We start from the raw sequence: 16,100 nt of genomic DNA, 5'->3' as shown, positions 1-16,100 counted from the left end.
AATATAGCAGGGTGTGGGAGGTGTGGGAAGTGTGGGGAGTGTGGGGAGTGTGGGGAGAAAGACTGTTACTTCCCAATACCCAATCCCCAATACCCAATCCCCAATACCCAATCCCCAATACCCAATCCCCAATCCCCACAATAATTGTTAGCATTTTCAAGTTGGTAAGAATCAAATGACTACTATGACATCTACATTCTGGCGTTTTTCCTCCACTGTACTGACAACATTTTCCTTACTGGGGCTGACAGGTGCAGCAGCTGTTGATAGCAAAAATCAGGATGTAGAACTGAGAATTGGCATTGTGCAGCGATTTGGGGAGAATCCCAAAGTCAGGTTAGAACTGGAACCAACATCAGGCGATCGCTTACAGCTAAAATTTACAGAGAATAATCAACCAAAAACCCTACTCACCCAAAACCCAGTTAAACTGCAAACAGTCATGGAACCTTTACCCCAGGTGGAGGTAGAAGAGGTAGTGGTTTTAGGTACATATCGCACCTTTGAAACAGCAGAATACAGCGCTGAAAAGTGGCGATCGCAGGGTATAAAGGTAGAAATAGCCCAACCAGATCGTTGGCAAGTTTGGGCGAAACGCGATGTTTACAGCACTCCCTTACTGCGGCGCTTATTATTTCAGGGTGTGCAAGCTGCGGGAAAGGAAATGTCCTATATCAACACCCAGATTTTGCCAGAAGTCCCACGAGTCACTTGGGAAGTGGACGGTAACAGTTACAGTGCCGATAATTTAGAAATTAGCAGCAATAAAAACTTAATTCGGGTCAAAATCGGGGAAAACCTCGAAACTAATCGTCTATATCCCGGCGGGATGACTTTACAACCTAACGCCTATGGGACGTATACCTTAGTCAATGAAGTACCTTTAGAAAGTTATTTACGGGGAGTAGTACCCCACGAAATCGGCACAAATGCCCCCAACGCAGCTGTGGAAGCCCAAGCAATTCTCGCCCGCACTTATGCTTTAAGGAATTTGCGGCGGTTTGTCATTGATAACTATCAATTGTGTGCTGATACTCACTGTCAAGTTTATTACGGTTGGAGTGGTACCGCCCCTAGTACCGACAGGGCGATCGCCGCAACTAGAGGTATGGTTTTAACTTATGATAATCAGCTAGTGGATGCTTTGTATTCTTCCACCACTGGCGGCGTAACTGCCTACTTTAGCGATGTGTGGAATGGTGAAGATCGTCCTTATTTACGTCCGGTTGTAGATACTCCTAATGAGTTTTGGGATTTATCCCAGAAGAGTTTAGCGGATGAAAACAACTTTCGCAAGTTTATTAATAGCCAAGAAGGATTTAACGAAAGTGCTTGGAATACCTTTCGGTGGAACCGGGAAACCGCCATTGAAGATATTAATCAACTGTTAAAAAGATTCCTAGAAATCAAAAATAGTCCCTATGCCAAATTTAACACCGTTGAGGCTATGTCTGTAGTTCAGCGTAGTCGCAGTGGTAGGATTTTAGAATTAGCAGTTAAAACAGATATCGGCGTTTTTAGTTTAGAAAAAGACGAAATTCGTAGTGCTTTTGCTGCTCCCAGAAGTACCCTATTTTATATAGAACCCCTCAACAAAGGTACAACAGATTTATGGGGATATGCTTTTATTGGTGGTGGTTTGGGTCATGGAGTGGGCTTAAGCCAAACCGGGGCGCAAAATTTAGCTAAATTAGGTTGGTCAAATTCCCAAATTTTACAATTTTATTATCCAGGGACAGATATTAAAACTCTCAGCAGCCAAATCAAGTTTTAGAGATGGGGAGTGTGGGGAGTGTGGGGAGTGTGGGAGTATGACCTAACTTCTTTGGCGGTTGCGATCAATCAGTGAACAGCTAAAGACCAATGCAGGGGTGCAAAGGCTTACACCCCTATAATCTCAGCAGCAATTTTTATTTAGACAGTGAACTCTTAGTAGAGGTCTTCTTCTTTATTGGTTTCGATTGTACAGTCAGAAGTTGGGTAAGCTACACAGGTCAGCACATATCCACCTTCAATTTGGTCATCATCTAAGAATGACTGATCAGATTGGTCAACAGTACCCTTGACAATTTTACCAGCACAGGTTGAGCAAGCACCGGCACGGCAGGAAAAGGGCAAGTCAAGACCAGCTTCTTCAGCAGCATCGAGAATATAGGTATCATCCTCACAGTCAATTACTTGGTTTAGACCTTCGGCTTCGTTAATTAAGGTGACTTTGAAAGTAGCCATTAAGTAATCCTCTCTTATGCAAACGGCAGTATAAGTTATCCTGAAGCAAAGCACAGGGTTTTATTTATGAAATTAGCCACTAGTTTTTATTTGCTTCAATTCTGATACTACGAGAAAAATTACAGGTTTTAACTAGAAATTCACCGCGATTAGTAATGAAGTTGAGTTATTAAATAATCATAAGTTTAATTTATGTATTAAATCTTGGTAGAGAACAAGGGAGAATTTCCCCTATTCTCAGGGTGGGATGTGATAAACAGAACTGGTGAGAATCATGTATAATTCAGAAGCAGCTTTGGAAACAGGAAAAGTGCGTGTAGGGTTAGTGGGGACTGGATATGCAGCAAAACATAGGGCTGAGGCATTGGTTGCTGATCAACGTACAAATCTAGTAGCGATCGCAGGTCATCAGCCAGAAAATACAGCAGCCTTTGCCCAACAATATCAAACAGCAGCGTTAACTTCCTGGGAAGAACTAGTACAGCGCTCAGATATTGATTTGGTGGTGATTTCTACAATTAACCGCGATCATGGTGCGATCGCCCGTGCAGCACTGACACAAGGTAAACACGTAATTGTTGAATATCCCCTATCTGTAGATGTTAAAGAAGCTGAGGAATTAATCGCCTTAGCTAAATCCCAAAATAAACTCTTACACGTAGAACACATCGAACTCTTGGGTGGTTTACATCAAGCCTTACAGCAAAACTTACCCCAAGTTGGCGAGATTTTTTATGTTCGCTACAGCACCATCAATCCTCAGCATCCCGCACCCCGGAAGTGGACTTATAACCATGATTTGTTTGGTTTTCCGTTAATTGGCGCACTGTCCAGATTACATCGTCTCACCGATTTATTTGGTAAAGTCTTTGCCGTTAACTGTCATCAGCGCTATTGGGAAATAGAATCAGATTACTATCAAACTTGTTTTTGCATCAGTCAACTGTGTTTTGAAAATGGACTGTTAGCACAAGTGGTTTATGGTAAAGGTGAAACCCTGTGGCAACCAGAGCGTAAATTTGAAGTTCACGGCGAAAACGGTGGTCTAATTTTTGATGGCGACAAAGGAATGTTAATCCAGTCTGGGAAAACAACACCCATAGAGGTTGGAACCCGTCGGGGTTTATTTGCTAAAGATACAACTATGGTGTTAGATCATCTTTTTCATGGCACTGCTTTGTATGTCACCGCAGAGGCAAGTTTATATGCTCTCAAGGTTGCTGATGCTATTCACATAGCGGCAGAGACAGGTTTAACTATATTTATGAGCGATACTGGCGAAACCCATTTATGAAAACTGAACCAATTGTAATTTTATCTACACGGGAACTGGAAAAAATGCGTCAAGCCGGACGCTTGGCGGCGCAACTTTTACAGCACCTAGAGCCAATGGTGAAGCCAGGAGTCACAACTCTGCAATTGAATGATGAGGCGGAACGTTGGACACAAGCACACGGAGCCAAAAGCGCACCTCTGGGTTACAAAGGCTACCCCAAGTCAATTTGTACCAGTGTAAATGAGGTAGTTTGTCATGGTATTCCTAACGCCAGACAAATTCTTAAGGATGGGGACATTATCAATATTGATGTGACATTGATTGTGGATGGCTACCACGGTGATACATCTAAAACCTTTTTAGTGGGGACTCCTTCCCCCAAAGCCCAGAAGTTGGTAGAAGTAACTGAAGAATGTCGCCGTTTGGGGATTGCTGAAGTTAAGCCAGGGGCAAAAATTGGTGATATTGGTGCAGCTATTCAAGAGTATGCCGAATCCCAAGGATTTTCTGTGGTGCGGGACTTTGTGGGACACGGTATTAGTAATATTTTCCACACTGCGCCCGATATTCCCCATTATGGTACACGGGGCAAAGGTAAACGTCTCAGACCAGGAATGGTATTCACTATTGAGCCGATGATTAATGAGGGTACTTGGGAAGTGGAGGTTCTCAGCGATGGTTGGACAGCTGTGACTGGCGATCGCCAACTGTCGGCTCAATGTGAGCATACTTTAGCTGTCACAGAGGATGGTGTAGAAATATTGACCCTGGCTGATTAAGTAAGTCGGTGCAGTAAAACCAAACTATGTAAAGAAAAGTAAACAAGGCTCAAACTCTTTCTCACCCTGCTCCCCGCTCTGCCCGATTGCAATAATTATTTACGCGGTTTTCTTCTTCCTTCTTGGCTAAAGCAGCGCGATATTGAGCTTCATATCTGAGCCAAAATGCTGCTGTACTCCCCACAACCCGTTCTAGCTTCAGGGCTGTTTCTTCATTAAGAGGTGCTTTGCCGTTAATTAGCAAACTGATATGTTTGATACTATAGCCTAAACGCTCTGCTAACTGTGCTTGTGTCCAATCACGCTCTTCTAAGAAATCCGCGATCGCATCACCAGGGGAAGATACCCAATTGGGAGTAAAGGGACGGGTGGTCTTAGTCATGGTAAAAAAATTCTTCTTAATATCTCATCACTGATTCTGATGACCAAATTTAGCGGGGGACTTATGGCCTAACAGTTAAAGAATCTGCACATTCAGCTAATTAAGTTTTTAGGCTCTGTTTGACACTAGCTTTTATTTCGATTATTCTAGAAATATGAAAAAGTTAGATCAAAAAAACACAGCGCAGTATGCAGACATTTTTGCTGCACTGGGGTCAGAATCTCGATTGGAAATTATGCGATTGATGTTTGCAACTTACCCAGAGGGAATGACAGTAGGTGAGATTCAGGAGAAGCTGAAAATCCCGAACTCAACGTTATCACACCATTTAGAAAAGTTGCGAAATGAGGGATTAGTCACTTGCCAAAAAGATAAACAATTTCTGTGGTATTCAGCAAATGCTGAGACAATGGAGGATTTGTTGTCATTTTTGACTACAGGCAAAACCAAGCGCGATCGCATCCCGGAATCATTTGATCATACATTCATGCAGGAAGGGTTTATGATTGAAAAATTTTTTGCATCTATTTTTGAAAGACTCTTTGGGTTAATGTCTGAGAAGTTCTATCTCAAAGGGTTTGAGAGATTCAACACTTCTGCGATCGCCGTTATTAGTACAGCTCAAAGTGAATCCCGCCGCTTAAGTCATCAATATGTTGGCACAGAGCAAATTTTATTGGGATTAGTCAGTGAAGGTAGTAATGCTGCCCAGATTCTCAACTCTATGGGCGTAAACTTAGAAAATGCGCTGATAGAGGTAGAAAAAATTATTGGTAGAGGTAACAAACTGACACCTGTAGATATTCCCTTTACTCCCAGAGCCAAGCAAGCGTTGGAACTATCGGTTGCAGAAGCTCAAAAACTTGATCACAACTACATTAGTACAGAGCATTTGCTGTTGGGTATTCTCCGTGAAGGTGCAAGAAATATCGGACAAGGAGTAGCAATTCAGGTTTTGCAAAATCTGGGGGTAGACTTAGTTTCTTTAGAACAGCAACTACAAGCAGCTTTGAGTTGAGGATGGCGTAGAAATATTGACCCTGGCGGAAACCGTGCCACAGATAGACATGATCAAACCCATTAAGTAGGTCGGCGTAAATAATTAGGGCTTGCAATCAGGCAGGGAGCAGGGGGAGAAAGAGTTTGACCCTTGTTTACTTTTGTTTACATAGTTTGGTTTTACTGCACCGACTTACTTACCAGACTCTATTCTGCGATTTATTTTTGTGGCGGGTTTGATCTCAAACTGCTGTAACACCTTAGAGGGTAACTATGTGGAATAAACTTAAAAGTCTTGTATCTGATTATTTAAAAGGCGAGGAATTAGAAAGATACGAAAGTCTTTTGTATAATGAAACTGCCCCTTCTATAAAATCTTGTACAGTCTGTACAAAACAAGTATTCGACATCTATAGTCTTCGTGCGGGATTACCGTCTTCACTGTCAGGCAAAATCAGAGGATTTAACAAGCTACTGAAGGAGCTAGATAAAACCAAAGATAGCAAAATATTTATCCATCGCGTATCATCATCTAACAAAAAGTTAGTTATTTTTACAAATTGTGATATTACAAGAGTTATGGGTATACTTACATTTTCAGAGCGAAAATATGATGAAAAAAAATAATTTAGATGGCATAGAGCTAGTCATTACGATTACAAACAGCAATTTTGAGTTAACGTAAAATAAAGATTCTCCAGACCGTCATCATCTTCCCAATTTATTAGGAATACCCTCACAACCGCCGGGAATCGTGGCGCGAGTTTTTTCGCCCCCCCAAGCACAACAATACTGACGCGTGATTTCAGGTAGACGCTGGACATCACTGAAATCAGCATTCTCTACGACAGCGCCAGTGTATTCGCCAGTTTCATAGTTTGGTACTTCGTTGCGACTGCGGGGGGATGCTGTGGCCACTGAACCATAAAAAAAACGAGTCCCATTCAAATCAGCCCCACGGAGATTAGCACTGTATAGGATAGTCCGAGCCAGGTTAGCTTTGACTAAATCACAATTGCTGAGATTAGCACGAACCAGATTAGCTTCACTCAGGTCAGTCCACCGCAAATCGTTACTAGATAGGTCTGCGGCGGCTAACATCACCCCTAAATCTATTACCCGTACACCATCTAAGCGGTCTTCTTCATAACCCCCCATACCATCGAGAATGGCTCTACCTAAACGGCGATCGCGCTTTAAAGGAGTAAGTAATTTAGAACGGGAGAGAAAACGGATTATTTTTGCCTTACCACTACCATCTACACTGCTAAATATAGCTGCTGTACGTCCTTCGGCGATCGCCCGTTCTTGCGGCCAATCCTCTAATAATCCTTCTTCATCTAATACTAAATCTGAGACACCTTGAAAATAGGAATCGATAGTTTGCTGCTGGGTAATAATATTTTGCTGAACTGTGAGCAGATTTTGCTGAATTGTCAAGTCTTTAGAAATCACATATTGTCGCCATGCGACATAGACAGCAACAATCGCAATAGAAATTTGCCCTAAAGCCCCAAACCATTCTGCTAAAGTACCGGAAGCCTCCCAGCCGATTTGCTTCACCCACAGCTGTAAGCGATCGCCCAAACTAGTAAACTGAAATAAACCGATTATCCCCACTATTAGCCCCACAGAAGCCACGAACAGCGTTCTATCTTGGGACGAAAACCACTGTTGTACCACATATTGCCACCACGGTAACAACATTGTCAGAGATAACGCCAAAGTCATCAGCGTTCCCAACAGGCCGATAACCCAGTTATTGATGATCAGTCCTACGCCAGTAATGGCGATCGCCACCACAGTTAAAACTAAAGCTCTCGGCTTGACTGTGAATTTAGTAACAGTGTATTGCTGAATCTGAGAATGGGCTTGTTGTAAAGCAGTTTTATTTTGCGGAGATTGCAAAGAAGCAATTGTCGCTATAGATTCCTGTGCAGCTAGTGCATCCGGAGTTAAGTGATGTTCACCATTAATACCCTCAAAATCTTCTCTGGGTAAAGGCTCTGGTTCTGGTAAAGACGAGTGAGATTCAGTCATTATGCAGTGAATAAGGAGTGGCGAGTAGGCTTTAATGATATCAATCCCCATGCAATCATTCATACCACACCGCCCGTCAAACCCACCCCCAAGAATAAAACTGTTGTACCAACCCATTAAAATAGCAAGATTTTTATACTCACGCAAGAAACTGAAAGATTTTTCTCTTCAACATCATTTATTTATAAATATATAAAACCCATTGAAATAATCATCTATTTCAAAATAATAGCCAGTTACCATTTACCGAATTATGAGTTTAACGTCTCTAAAATCCAACTTAAAAACAGAAATCCGAGAATTTATCCAACTAGCAGTACCCTTAGCAACCGCTCAAGTAGCACAATCAATAACGGGTTTTGTAGACACAGTAATGATGGGTAGATTAGGACAAGAAGCTCTCGCTGCGGGTGGTTTAGCTTCCCTAACTTTTCTTGTGCTATCTTACACAGCAAGTGGTGTTGTGATGGGAATTAGCCCTCTTGTAGCTAAAGCTCACGGTGAAGGTAATAAAAAGCGCGTTTCTGCATTAGGACAACAGGGATTATGGTTATCACTGTTAATTGCTCTGCCAACAATGTTCTTAATTAGGCACATAGATGGTTTTATGCTTAAATTTGGGCAAGCAGTCAATATCGTTAACTTAGCCAAGAGCTACCTAGATATAATATTGTGGGGATTATTTCCAGTCGTGGGATTTGCAATGCTGCGGAGCTTTGTCTCCGGACTTTCTCAAGCTCGTGCGGTGATGGCAATCGTCATTGGAGGAACATTATTTAATATTACTGGAAATTACACTTTAGGATATGGTAGATTTGGCTTTCCTCGAATGGAATTAGCGGGTTTAGCTTTGTCAAGCGCTCTTGCTCAGTGGCTCATGTTTTTGGCTTTAGTAATTTATGTCCTCAAACACAAGAGACTTAAAAATTATCAAATATTTCAAAATTTACATCGCATTAAACTAACAATCATCCGAGAATTACTCTGGATTGGCGCACCGATAGGGATTGCTACAGCTTTAGAAAGTGGATTGTTTGCGGTTATTACTTATCTCATGGGTATATTAGGAACCGATGTACTGGCAGCTCATCAAATTGTTTTGCAAACAACAATGGTAATTTACATGGTACCTTTGGGGATGTCCTTTGCCGCAACAGTTCGCGTCGGTCAATGGTTGGGACAGAAAAACTTTGAAGGCATACTCAGAGCAGGTTATGTTAGTATCTCCAGTGCAGCAATATTCATGACATTAATGGCAATAGTGCTGTTAACTCATTCACAACAAGTTATTGGGCTTTTCTTAGATATCAACAATCCAGAAAATGCTAAATTGTTAGCCCTTGCAACTCCAATATTAACAGTCGCAGCTTTTGCACAAATTTTAGATGGCGTACAAAAAACTACTTATGGAGCATTGCAAGGATTACAAGATACTCGCGTACCAGTCATTTTAAGCTTAATATCTTTTTGGGGAATTGGTTTAACTGGGGGTTATATTCTGGGATTTCACCTCGGTTTTGGTGGTACAGGTTTGTGGTTGGGACAGTCAATAGGTGTCGCAATTTCCGCAGGATGTTTTATCTGGCGTTTTCGCAAGTTGTTATCGAAAAATAAAACTTAACCATTTTGGATTTTGCTTCTTTCATATACAGCATAATAAATTTTAAATCACAGTAGATAATTTCATGATATTCAACGCTTCCATTAGACCCAAAATCCCAGAAAAAATCGGGTAAAGGTGATGCCAAAAAACGAGTCTAAAATTATTGATTTGAAAAAAGAAAAAGATATTTTAAAGATTTTACCTTGCCAACCAGTATATTCCAGTCTTAATAGAGGCTGGAAAGGTATCCAACTTCTACATAACAGCTTACCAGCTTGGGAAAGTGTTGAACATTCTTATATAGAGCATTTAATTGATGTTAGCGAACTGACCCAAGTAGCTAAATCAGAGCGAGTATTTGAAAACAAAAGACAAGAAACTTCAGTTAGTACAGGAGAAGTCGCCATTATTCCTGCTTATACACCCCATAAACTAGCTTGTAACCAAGCAGGTAATTGTACATTTATAATTCTTAATCCATCTATTATTGCTCGTGTTGCTTACGAATCAATTGACCCTGATAAAGTAGAATTAGTACCTCATTTTGATAAACCTGACCCATTAATTTACCAGATTTGTTTGGCATTAAAAAATATATTACAAACAAACCCACAAGGAAGCTCTCTTTACGCTGAGTCAATGATGACAGCTTTAGCGGCATATTTATTGCAGCATTACTCTGGTCGAAAAGCAGTTAGACAAAATTTCAAGGGTGGGATAACCAAATATAAATTGCAGCAAGCTATTGATTATATCCACCAGAATCTAGCAGAACATATTTCCTTAGCAGCATTAGCTGAACAAGCAGAAATAAGTCAATATCATTTTGCGCGTTTATTTAAAGAAGCAACTGGTTTTGCTCCTTACAAATTTGTCATAAAGTGTCGAGTAGAACGCGCGAAAGAATTAATATTGCATTCCCAGTTAAATATTGCAGAAATTGCTTTAAAAGTTGGGTTTAATAGCCAAAGTAATTTTACGCAAAATTTCAAGCGTTTTACTGGGGTTACTCCTAAAAAATTCAAGGGTATACACTAATTTTTATATCTCATGCACCTGCTATTCTCCCCTCCTCGCTGGCCTACGGTGTACACGGTAGCCTTGAGAAGGGGAGGGGTTAGGGGGTTCAGTATTTTTTACTGATAAGCATCCATTGGTAGACAAGCACAAACAAAATTGCGATCGCCAAAAGCCGCATCGATTCTCCCCACACTTGGCCAGAACTTATGTTCACGAGTCCAAGGCGCAGGATAAGCAGCTTGTTCACGAGAATAGGGATGAGTCCATTCTCCCAAAATCAGACTTTCAGCAGTATGGGGTGCATTCTTCAATAAATTATCTTCAACATCCATTTTCCCAGATTCAATTGCCGAGATTTCCTCCCGAATCCCAATTAACGCCGCACAAAAACGGTCTAACTCTTGTTTAGATTCGCTTTCCGTCGGTTCCACCATAATCGTACCCGCCACAGGCCAAGAAACAGTGGGAGCATGGAAACCATAATCAATTAGCCGCTTGGCAACATCATCAATTTCGATATTTGCAGATTTTTTGAGCAACCTTAAATCTAAAATACACTCATGAGCCACCAAATCATTTTGCCCCTTATACAGCACCGGATAATAATCACCTAGCCTGTGAGCAATATAATTAGCATTGAGAATTGCCACCTTAGTTGCATCAGTCAAACCATCAGCACCCATCATGGCAATATACATCCACGAAATCACCAGAATACTAGCACTACCCCAAGGCGCAGCTGCGATCGCCCCAATTTGACCATCACCAGTAGCAGGTACAGCACAATGTCCAGGAAGAAACGGGACAAGATGTGCCGCCACACCAATCGGCCCCATACCAGGGCCACCGCCACCGTGGGGAATACAAAAAGTTTTGTGCAGATTTAAATGACAGACATCCGCCCCAATATCCCCAGGACGACAAATACCCACCTGAGCATTCATATTCGCCCCATCCATGTAAACTTGGCCACCGTGACCATGCACCACCGCGCAGATTTCCTGAATCCCCGCCTCAAACACACCATGAGTAGAAGGATACGTCACCATCAAAGCTGCCAATTGCTGACTGTGCTTCTCTGCCTTAGCTTGCAAATCATCCAGATCAATATTACCCAAACTATCACAAGCAACTGCCACCACCTTCATCCCACACATCACCGCACTGGCTGGGTTAGTTCCATGTGCCGACTCCGGAATCAAACAAACATTGCGGTGTCCTTCCCCACGAGTTTCGTGATAGCGACGAATCACCAAAAGTCCCGTATATTCCCCTTGAGAACCAGCATTAGGTTGTAAAGAAACTCCCGCAAACCCCGTAATTTCAGCCAACCATCCCTCAAGTTGCTGGAACAGAATTTGATAACCCCGTGTTTGTGACGGTGGCGCAAAAGGATGAATCTTGCCAAATTCCGCCCAAGTCACAGGAATCATTTCCGCCGTTGCATTCAACTTCATAGTGCAGGAACCCAAAGGAATCATCGATGTCGTCAAAGATAAATCCTTAGTTTCTAGCTGGTGTAAATACCGCAGCAACTCAGTTTCCGAGTGATAGCGGTTGAAAACAGGATGAGTCAGATAGTTACTACTACGGGGTAAGAGTACGTGAGAAGATGGAGATAATTCTTCTATAGTAAAAGGCAGATTATCAGTAACAGCGAAAACCTGCCAGAGGTCAATTAAATCCGCTACTGTCGTCGTTTCATCTACAGAAATCCCCACAGATTTCTCATCAAAAACCCGCAGATTAATGCCCCTTCCCTGACAACCTGCCAAAATAGCTGGTAGAGACTGTGTACCTAAGTCCACTCGCAACGTATCAAAGAAATATTCAGAACTAATCTGATAACCTAGACGCTGCAATCCTGCCGCCAAAGTTACAGTTAATCGGTGAATATTTTCAGCAATATTTCTGATGCCATCTGCACCATGATATACAGCATACATACCCGCCATCACAGCCAACAACACCTGTGCAGTACAGATATTACTAGTAGCTTTTTCCCTACGGATATGCTGTTCACGGGTTTGCAAAGCCAGACGTAACGCAGCCCTACCCTGAGCATCCTTTGATACTCCTACTATTCTTCCTGGAACCTGACGCTTATACTGTTCCTTTGTCGCAAAATAAGCCGCATGAGGTCCCCCAAACCCCAACGGAATACCAAAGCGCTGGGTACTACCCACAGCAATATCAGCACCAAATTCTCCCGGTGGAGTCAGTAAAGTTAAACTCAAAGGATCGGCTGCTACCGTCACCAATGCACCCTCAGCATGGGCTTTTTCAATAAAAGCGCGGTAATCGTAAATCGTGCCATCACTAGCCGGATATTGCAGCACAGCCCCAAAAATCGGTTCAGCAAAATCATAACTTTGATGATCCCCAACAATAATCTTAATTCCCAGAGGTTTAGCCCTAGTTTTTAAGATGTCGATAGTTTGGGGATGACAATCAACAGACACAAAATAAGCCTGAGCTTGACTTTTGCAAACACCATAACTGAGACTCATCGCCTCAGCAGCAGCTGTTCCTTCATCCAGTAAAGAAGCATTAGCAACTTCCAAACCCGTGAGGTCAATAATCATCGTTTGGAAATTCAGCAACGCTTCCAGTCGCCCCTGGGCAATTTCCGGCTGATAAGGAGTATAAGCTGTATACCAACCAGGATTTTCTAGAATATTGCGTTGAATCACCGGCGGGGTAACACAGTCGTAATATCCCATCCCGATGTATGAACGCCACACCTGATTTTTAGCAGCAATTTGTTTTAACCTTGTCAGTGCTGCATACTCACTTTGAGCAGGTGGTAAATTCAGCTTTTTTTGTAGTCGAATCCCCTGGGGTACTGTTTTATCAATCAGAGAGTCCAAATTATCGAAACCCAAAACCGCAAGCATTTGTTGGATATCATCAGAGTTAGGACCAATGTGTCGTTGTACAAAATTACCCAACTGTGAACTCCTTTGACTCAGCATTAGTTCGTCGCTTGATTTGGGAAGAGGTGCGTAATATACCACAAGTGGAACTCCAAACAGAACTATTTCATATTTTGCAACAAATACTCATAATAAGTGGGACTGATGTAGCAGGAAACAAGCTGCACAGGGGGTAATTGTCAGGGTTTCATTATCTGTTGGCTCTGCAAATTATACAGAGAGAAGAGGAGAAATTTGCTGGAAGTCCCCCTTAAAAAGGGGGGATTTAGGGGGATCAGATCCACTTGTGTGTACACCGTAGCCATCCCCACATTTCTCTATTCGCCCTCTACTAAAGCGCGATACTCATCCGCAGTCAAACTATCCAGCACTTCATCTGCATCATTCACACGTACTTTTAATAACCATGCTTCCCCATAAGGGTCATCCGCCACCTCTTCAGGAGATGCAATTAAAGCCTCATTGCGTTCTATGACTGTACCGGTCACTGGTGCATTCAGGTCTTCAACAGCCTTCACAGATTCAATAGTGCCAAAAGTTTCCCCCTTGGTCAGTAATTCACCAATATCTGGCAGTTCCAAAAATACGACATCCCCCATTTGCTCTACAGCAAATTCAGTAATGCCAATAGTACCAATTTCGCCATCTAGCCGCACATATTCATGAGTATCCTGGTATTTTAAATCCTGTGGATATTCAAAAGACATATCAGTTTTCCTTCGAGATGAAAATATTAGCGCCCCAAAGTTATCTCAGTTATGGTTGGTAATTAACCAGCGTTGAGATTGAGTAACTCAAAACACATTATCAGCTGCTGACACGATTTTTTGACCGATAAAAGGGACGTTTTACGACAACCCCTGGGTAAGTTTTACCCCGGATGGCAATTTCTAGCTGTTCACCAACCTTTGTTAGCTGGGTAGGAACGTAAGCTAAGGCTATGGGATAACCCAGTGTAGGCGATAAAGTCCCACTGGTAATTTCTCCCACAACTTCACCTCCTGATAGCACTGGGTAGCCATGACGGGCAATATTCCGCCCTTGCATTTGTAAGCCGATTAATCGTTTCTCTACTCCATCAGCTTTTTGCTGCGCTAAAACTTCTCGACCGAGAAAGTCACCCTTGGTATCCAGGTGAACCAACCAACTCAAACCTGCTTCTAGGGGTGTGGTGGTATCATCAATATCTTGTCCATAAAGTGCCATTGCGGCTTCTAGTCTTAGGGTATCTCTCGCACCGAGTCCGCAGGGGGTAACGCCAGCTTCATGGAGTTTTTGCCACAATTCCACTCCCACATCTGCATCTAGCATCACTTCAAAACCATCTTCACCGGTGTAACCTGTGCGGGCTATAAAGGCAGGTTTATCTAGTATTGTGGCGGAAAGATGACCAAAGGCTTTGATTGGTTGCAAGTCTTCTTTGACTAAGGGCTGGAGATATTGAACTGCTTTTGGCCCTTGGATGGCAATTAACACTTTTTCCGGTGATAGGTCTTGAAATTCTACCTGATTTAAGTCAAGTTGCTGCAATAGCCAGGATTTATCTTTGTCTGTGGTGGCTGCATTCACAACAATTGCGGCTTGTTGTTTACCAGTATCATCTTCACCTTGATAATAAACAATGATGTCGTCAATTATTCCCCCTTGGGGATTTAATAATACAGTGTATTGGGCTTCACCTGGTTGTAAGCGATGCAAGTCTGAAGGGACTAAAGGCTGAAGTTGGTCAATTAGGTGTTTACCTTGGAGGGTAAATTTGCCCATGTGGGAAATATCGAACATCCCGGCGGTACTTCTGACAGCTTCATGTTCCTTGCTAATACTAGTAAATTGTACAGGCATTTCCCAACCACTAAAGCTGGTAAAGCGGGCTTTGAGTGCTGCACTGCTTTGATATAAAGGGGTTCGTGCTGGGGTTTGGGTGATTTCTTGTTGATTAGCCACAGGTATTTTTGCGATCGCACTTCAATACTATCTATATATCCTAAGTGATGGTTTTTGACACTCCCACCGCTAATCGAGCTACCTGTAAGGTTTAATAGTTAATAGTCCAATTGTTGAGATTTATTAACAAAAGATTATGAAGTATTGGCAACTACTGGCTAGCTGTATTTTAGCTATGGTTCTGTTTTTCTTTCCCCTATCGGCTGAAGCTGCTAGTTCTTCTAGCATTACCCGTTCAGTCGGTGAAGAACTGGAAGTTAAGGATTACTCCGGTCAAAACTTAGTAGGTTCTGAATTTACCAATGTGATTTTAGAGAATACTAATTTTAGCAATGCTGACTTTCGTGGTGGCGTATTTAACGGTTCTCTGTTAGAGGGAGTAAATCTGCATGGTGTAAATTTTAGCGATGGTATCGCTTATCTGACGCAGTTTAAAGATGCAGACTTAACTGATGGAGTATTCACCAACGCCATGATGTTACGTTCTGTATTTGATCATGTTGACATCACCGGAGCTGATTTTACTAACGCAATTTTAGATGGAACGCAGATTAAAAAACTTTGCACTCAAGCCAGTGGAGTAAATTCTCAGACTGGTGTCGATACGCGGGAATCTTTAGAATGTAGAAGTTAACTTTAAATATACCAACCGCTAAGAGGTTGTTTGATAAGTTTTTAGCGGTAAGTTTTATCACATTTTTACCCCCGTTAATCCCCCTTTACCAAGGGTGGAAACAAGAAAATCCAGTTCCCTCTCCTTTGCAACTACCGTGTACACACATCCTGATCCAAAAAGGGTTTCCAGCCCTAAAAACCGAATTTCACTGTAAATCCGGTTCCCCACCTCCTGTAGGCTACGGTGTACACACAAGTAGAAGTAAACTACTAGGGG

Annotated in this window: 13 protein-coding genes and 2 pseudogenes; 9 read left to right on the top strand and 6 right to left on the bottom strand. The window is 42.2% G+C overall.

What is annotated here, in order from left to right; translation table 11 throughout:
* Positions 1-175 precede the first annotated feature (175 nt).
* Positions 176-1,774: a SpoIID/LytB domain-containing protein gene (locus tag ACM0OP_RS09665; RefSeq protein ID WP_414528193.1), complete on the top strand. Its 1,599-nt coding sequence runs from the start codon at positions 176-178 to the stop codon at positions 1,772-1,774.
* A 155-nt stretch (positions 1,775-1,929) separates the two neighbouring features.
* On the opposite strand, the gene ACM0OP_RS09660 is transcribed toward ACM0OP_RS09665, so the two are convergent.
* Positions 1,930-2,229 (bottom strand): ferredoxin, encoded by a 300-nt coding sequence (locus ACM0OP_RS09660; protein ID WP_414528192.1) that lies wholly within the window; start codon positions 2,227-2,229, stop codon positions 1,930-1,932.
* Positions 2,230-2,503: 274 nt separating this feature from the next.
* On the opposite strand from ACM0OP_RS09660, the gene ACM0OP_RS09655 reads away from it, so the two are divergent.
* Together ACM0OP_RS09655 and map are read left to right on the top strand one after the other, a co-directional pair.
* Positions 2,504-3,523, top strand: a complete 1,020-nt coding sequence (locus ACM0OP_RS09655) for a Gfo/Idh/MocA family protein (protein WP_414528191.1) — start codon at positions 2,504-2,506, stop codon at positions 3,521-3,523.
* On the top strand, positions 3,520-4,284 hold the full coding sequence (gene map, locus ACM0OP_RS09650; RefSeq protein WP_414528190.1) for a type I methionyl aminopeptidase: 765 nt from the start codon (positions 3,520-3,522) through the stop codon (positions 4,282-4,284). The genes ACM0OP_RS09655 and map overlap by 4 nt, the downstream gene beginning before the upstream one ends.
* 61 nt (positions 4,285-4,345) lie before the next feature.
* On the opposite strand, the gene ACM0OP_RS09645 is transcribed toward map, so the two are convergent.
* On the bottom strand, positions 4,346-4,666 hold the full coding sequence (locus ACM0OP_RS09645) for a HigA family addiction module antitoxin (protein ID WP_414528189.1): 321 nt from the start codon (positions 4,664-4,666) through the stop codon (positions 4,346-4,348).
* A 154-nt stretch (positions 4,667-4,820) separates the two neighbouring features.
* Here ACM0OP_RS09645 and ACM0OP_RS09640 point away from each other — a divergent pair.
* The 3 genes and pseudogenes from ACM0OP_RS09640 to ACM0OP_RS09630 form a co-directional block, all read left to right on the top strand.
* A pseudogene (locus ACM0OP_RS09640) lies at positions 4,821-5,078 on the top strand (ArsR/SmtB family transcription factor); the annotation flags it as partial.
* Between the two features lie 138 nt (positions 5,079-5,216).
* Positions 5,217-5,666 (top strand): annotated as a pseudogene (locus tag ACM0OP_RS09635) (Clp protease N-terminal domain-containing protein); the annotation flags it as partial.
* Positions 5,667-5,938: 272 nt separating this feature from the next.
* Positions 5,939-6,292 carry a hypothetical protein gene (locus tag ACM0OP_RS09630; RefSeq protein ID WP_414528188.1) on the top strand — a complete coding sequence of 118 codons (354 nt, stop codon included), beginning with the start codon at positions 5,939-5,941 and terminating at the stop codon, positions 6,290-6,292.
* Positions 6,293-6,373: 81 nt separating this feature from the next.
* Here the strand turns inward: ACM0OP_RS09630 and ACM0OP_RS09625 are convergent, their stop codons facing one another.
* Positions 6,374-7,705: a pentapeptide repeat-containing protein gene (locus ACM0OP_RS09625; RefSeq protein WP_414528187.1), complete on the bottom strand. Its 1,332-nt coding sequence runs from the start codon at positions 7,703-7,705 to the stop codon at positions 6,374-6,376.
* A gap of 253 nt (positions 7,706-7,958) precedes the next feature.
* Here ACM0OP_RS09625 and ACM0OP_RS09620 point away from each other — a divergent pair, with 253 nt between their 5' ends.
* Together ACM0OP_RS09620 and ACM0OP_RS09615 are read left to right on the top strand one after the other, a co-directional pair.
* Positions 7,959-9,326, top strand: a complete 1,368-nt coding sequence (locus tag ACM0OP_RS09620; RefSeq protein ID WP_414528186.1) for an MATE family efflux transporter — start codon at positions 7,959-7,961, stop codon at positions 9,324-9,326.
* A 120-nt stretch (positions 9,327-9,446) separates the two neighbouring features.
* Complete coding sequence (locus tag ACM0OP_RS09615) at positions 9,447-10,346, top strand: helix-turn-helix domain-containing protein (RefSeq protein ID WP_414528185.1); 900 nt, start codon at positions 9,447-9,449, stop codon at positions 10,344-10,346.
* Between the two features lie 98 nt (positions 10,347-10,444).
* Here the strand turns inward: ACM0OP_RS09615 and gcvP are convergent, their stop codons facing one another.
* The 3 genes from gcvP to gcvT form a co-directional block, all read right to left on the bottom strand.
* Positions 10,445-13,303: an aminomethyl-transferring glycine dehydrogenase gene (gene gcvP, locus ACM0OP_RS09610; protein WP_414528184.1), complete on the bottom strand. Its 2,859-nt coding sequence runs from the start codon at positions 13,301-13,303 to the stop codon at positions 10,445-10,447.
* A gap of 278 nt (positions 13,304-13,581) precedes the next feature.
* Entirely contained in the window at positions 13,582-13,971 is a 390-nt protein-coding gene (gene gcvH / locus ACM0OP_RS09605) for a glycine cleavage system protein GcvH (protein ID WP_414528183.1), read from the bottom strand.
* Positions 13,972-14,071: 100 nt separating this feature from the next.
* Complete coding sequence (gene gcvT / locus ACM0OP_RS09600) at positions 14,072-15,208, bottom strand: glycine cleavage system aminomethyltransferase GcvT (protein ID WP_414528182.1); 1,137 nt, start codon at positions 15,206-15,208, stop codon at positions 14,072-14,074.
* 136 nt (positions 15,209-15,344) lie between these two features.
* On the opposite strand from gcvT, the gene ACM0OP_RS09595 reads away from it, so the two are divergent.
* Positions 15,345-15,842 carry a pentapeptide repeat-containing protein gene (locus ACM0OP_RS09595; protein ID WP_414528181.1) on the top strand — a complete coding sequence of 166 codons (498 nt, stop codon included), beginning with the start codon at positions 15,345-15,347 and terminating at the stop codon, positions 15,840-15,842.
* The last annotated feature ends 258 nt before the right edge of the window (positions 15,843-16,100 follow it).

The sequence above is a fragment of the Nodularia chucula CCY0103 genome, from assembly GCF_963923915.1.
Taxonomy (GTDB): Bacteria; Cyanobacteriota; Cyanobacteriia; order Cyanobacteriales; family Nostocaceae; genus Nodularia; species Nodularia chucula.
The sequence above is the reverse complement of the archived record's forward strand: the minus strand, read 5'-3'. Positions and strand labels throughout refer to the sequence as shown.

Excerpts from the sequence above, each read along its gene's own strand:
- gcvH (WP_414528183.1), bottom strand. The coding sequence starts at position 13,971 with ATGTCTTTTGAATATCCACAGGATTTAAAATACCAGGATACTCATGAA.
- ACM0OP_RS09625 (WP_414528187.1), bottom strand. The coding sequence starts at position 7,705 with ATGACTGAATCTCACTCGTCTTTACCAGAACCAGAGCCTTTACCCAGA.
- ACM0OP_RS09630 (WP_414528188.1), top strand. The coding sequence starts at position 5,939 with ATGTGGAATAAACTTAAAAGTCTTGTATCTGATTATTTAAAAGGCGAG.
- map (WP_414528190.1), top strand. The coding sequence starts at position 3,520 with ATGAAAACTGAACCAATTGTAATTTTATCTACACGGGAACTGGAAAAA.
- ACM0OP_RS09665 (WP_414528193.1), top strand. The coding sequence starts at position 176 with ATGACTACTATGACATCTACATTCTGGCGTTTTTCCTCCACTGTACTG.
- ACM0OP_RS09620 (WP_414528186.1), top strand. The coding sequence starts at position 7,959 with ATGAGTTTAACGTCTCTAAAATCCAACTTAAAAACAGAAATCCGAGAA.
- ACM0OP_RS09655 (WP_414528191.1), top strand. The coding sequence starts at position 2,504 with ATGTATAATTCAGAAGCAGCTTTGGAAACAGGAAAAGTGCGTGTAGGG.
- gcvP (WP_414528184.1), bottom strand. The coding sequence starts at position 13,303 with ATGCTGAGTCAAAGGAGTTCACAGTTGGGTAATTTTGTACAACGACAC.
- ACM0OP_RS09645 (WP_414528189.1), bottom strand. The coding sequence starts at position 4,666 with ATGACTAAGACCACCCGTCCCTTTACTCCCAATTGGGTATCTTCCCCT.
- ACM0OP_RS09660 (WP_414528192.1), bottom strand. The coding sequence starts at position 2,229 with ATGGCTACTTTCAAAGTCACCTTAATTAACGAAGCCGAAGGTCTAAAC.
- ACM0OP_RS09615 (WP_414528185.1), top strand. The coding sequence starts at position 9,447 with ATGCCAAAAAACGAGTCTAAAATTATTGATTTGAAAAAAGAAAAAGAT.
- ACM0OP_RS09595 (WP_414528181.1), top strand. The coding sequence starts at position 15,345 with ATGAAGTATTGGCAACTACTGGCTAGCTGTATTTTAGCTATGGTTCTG.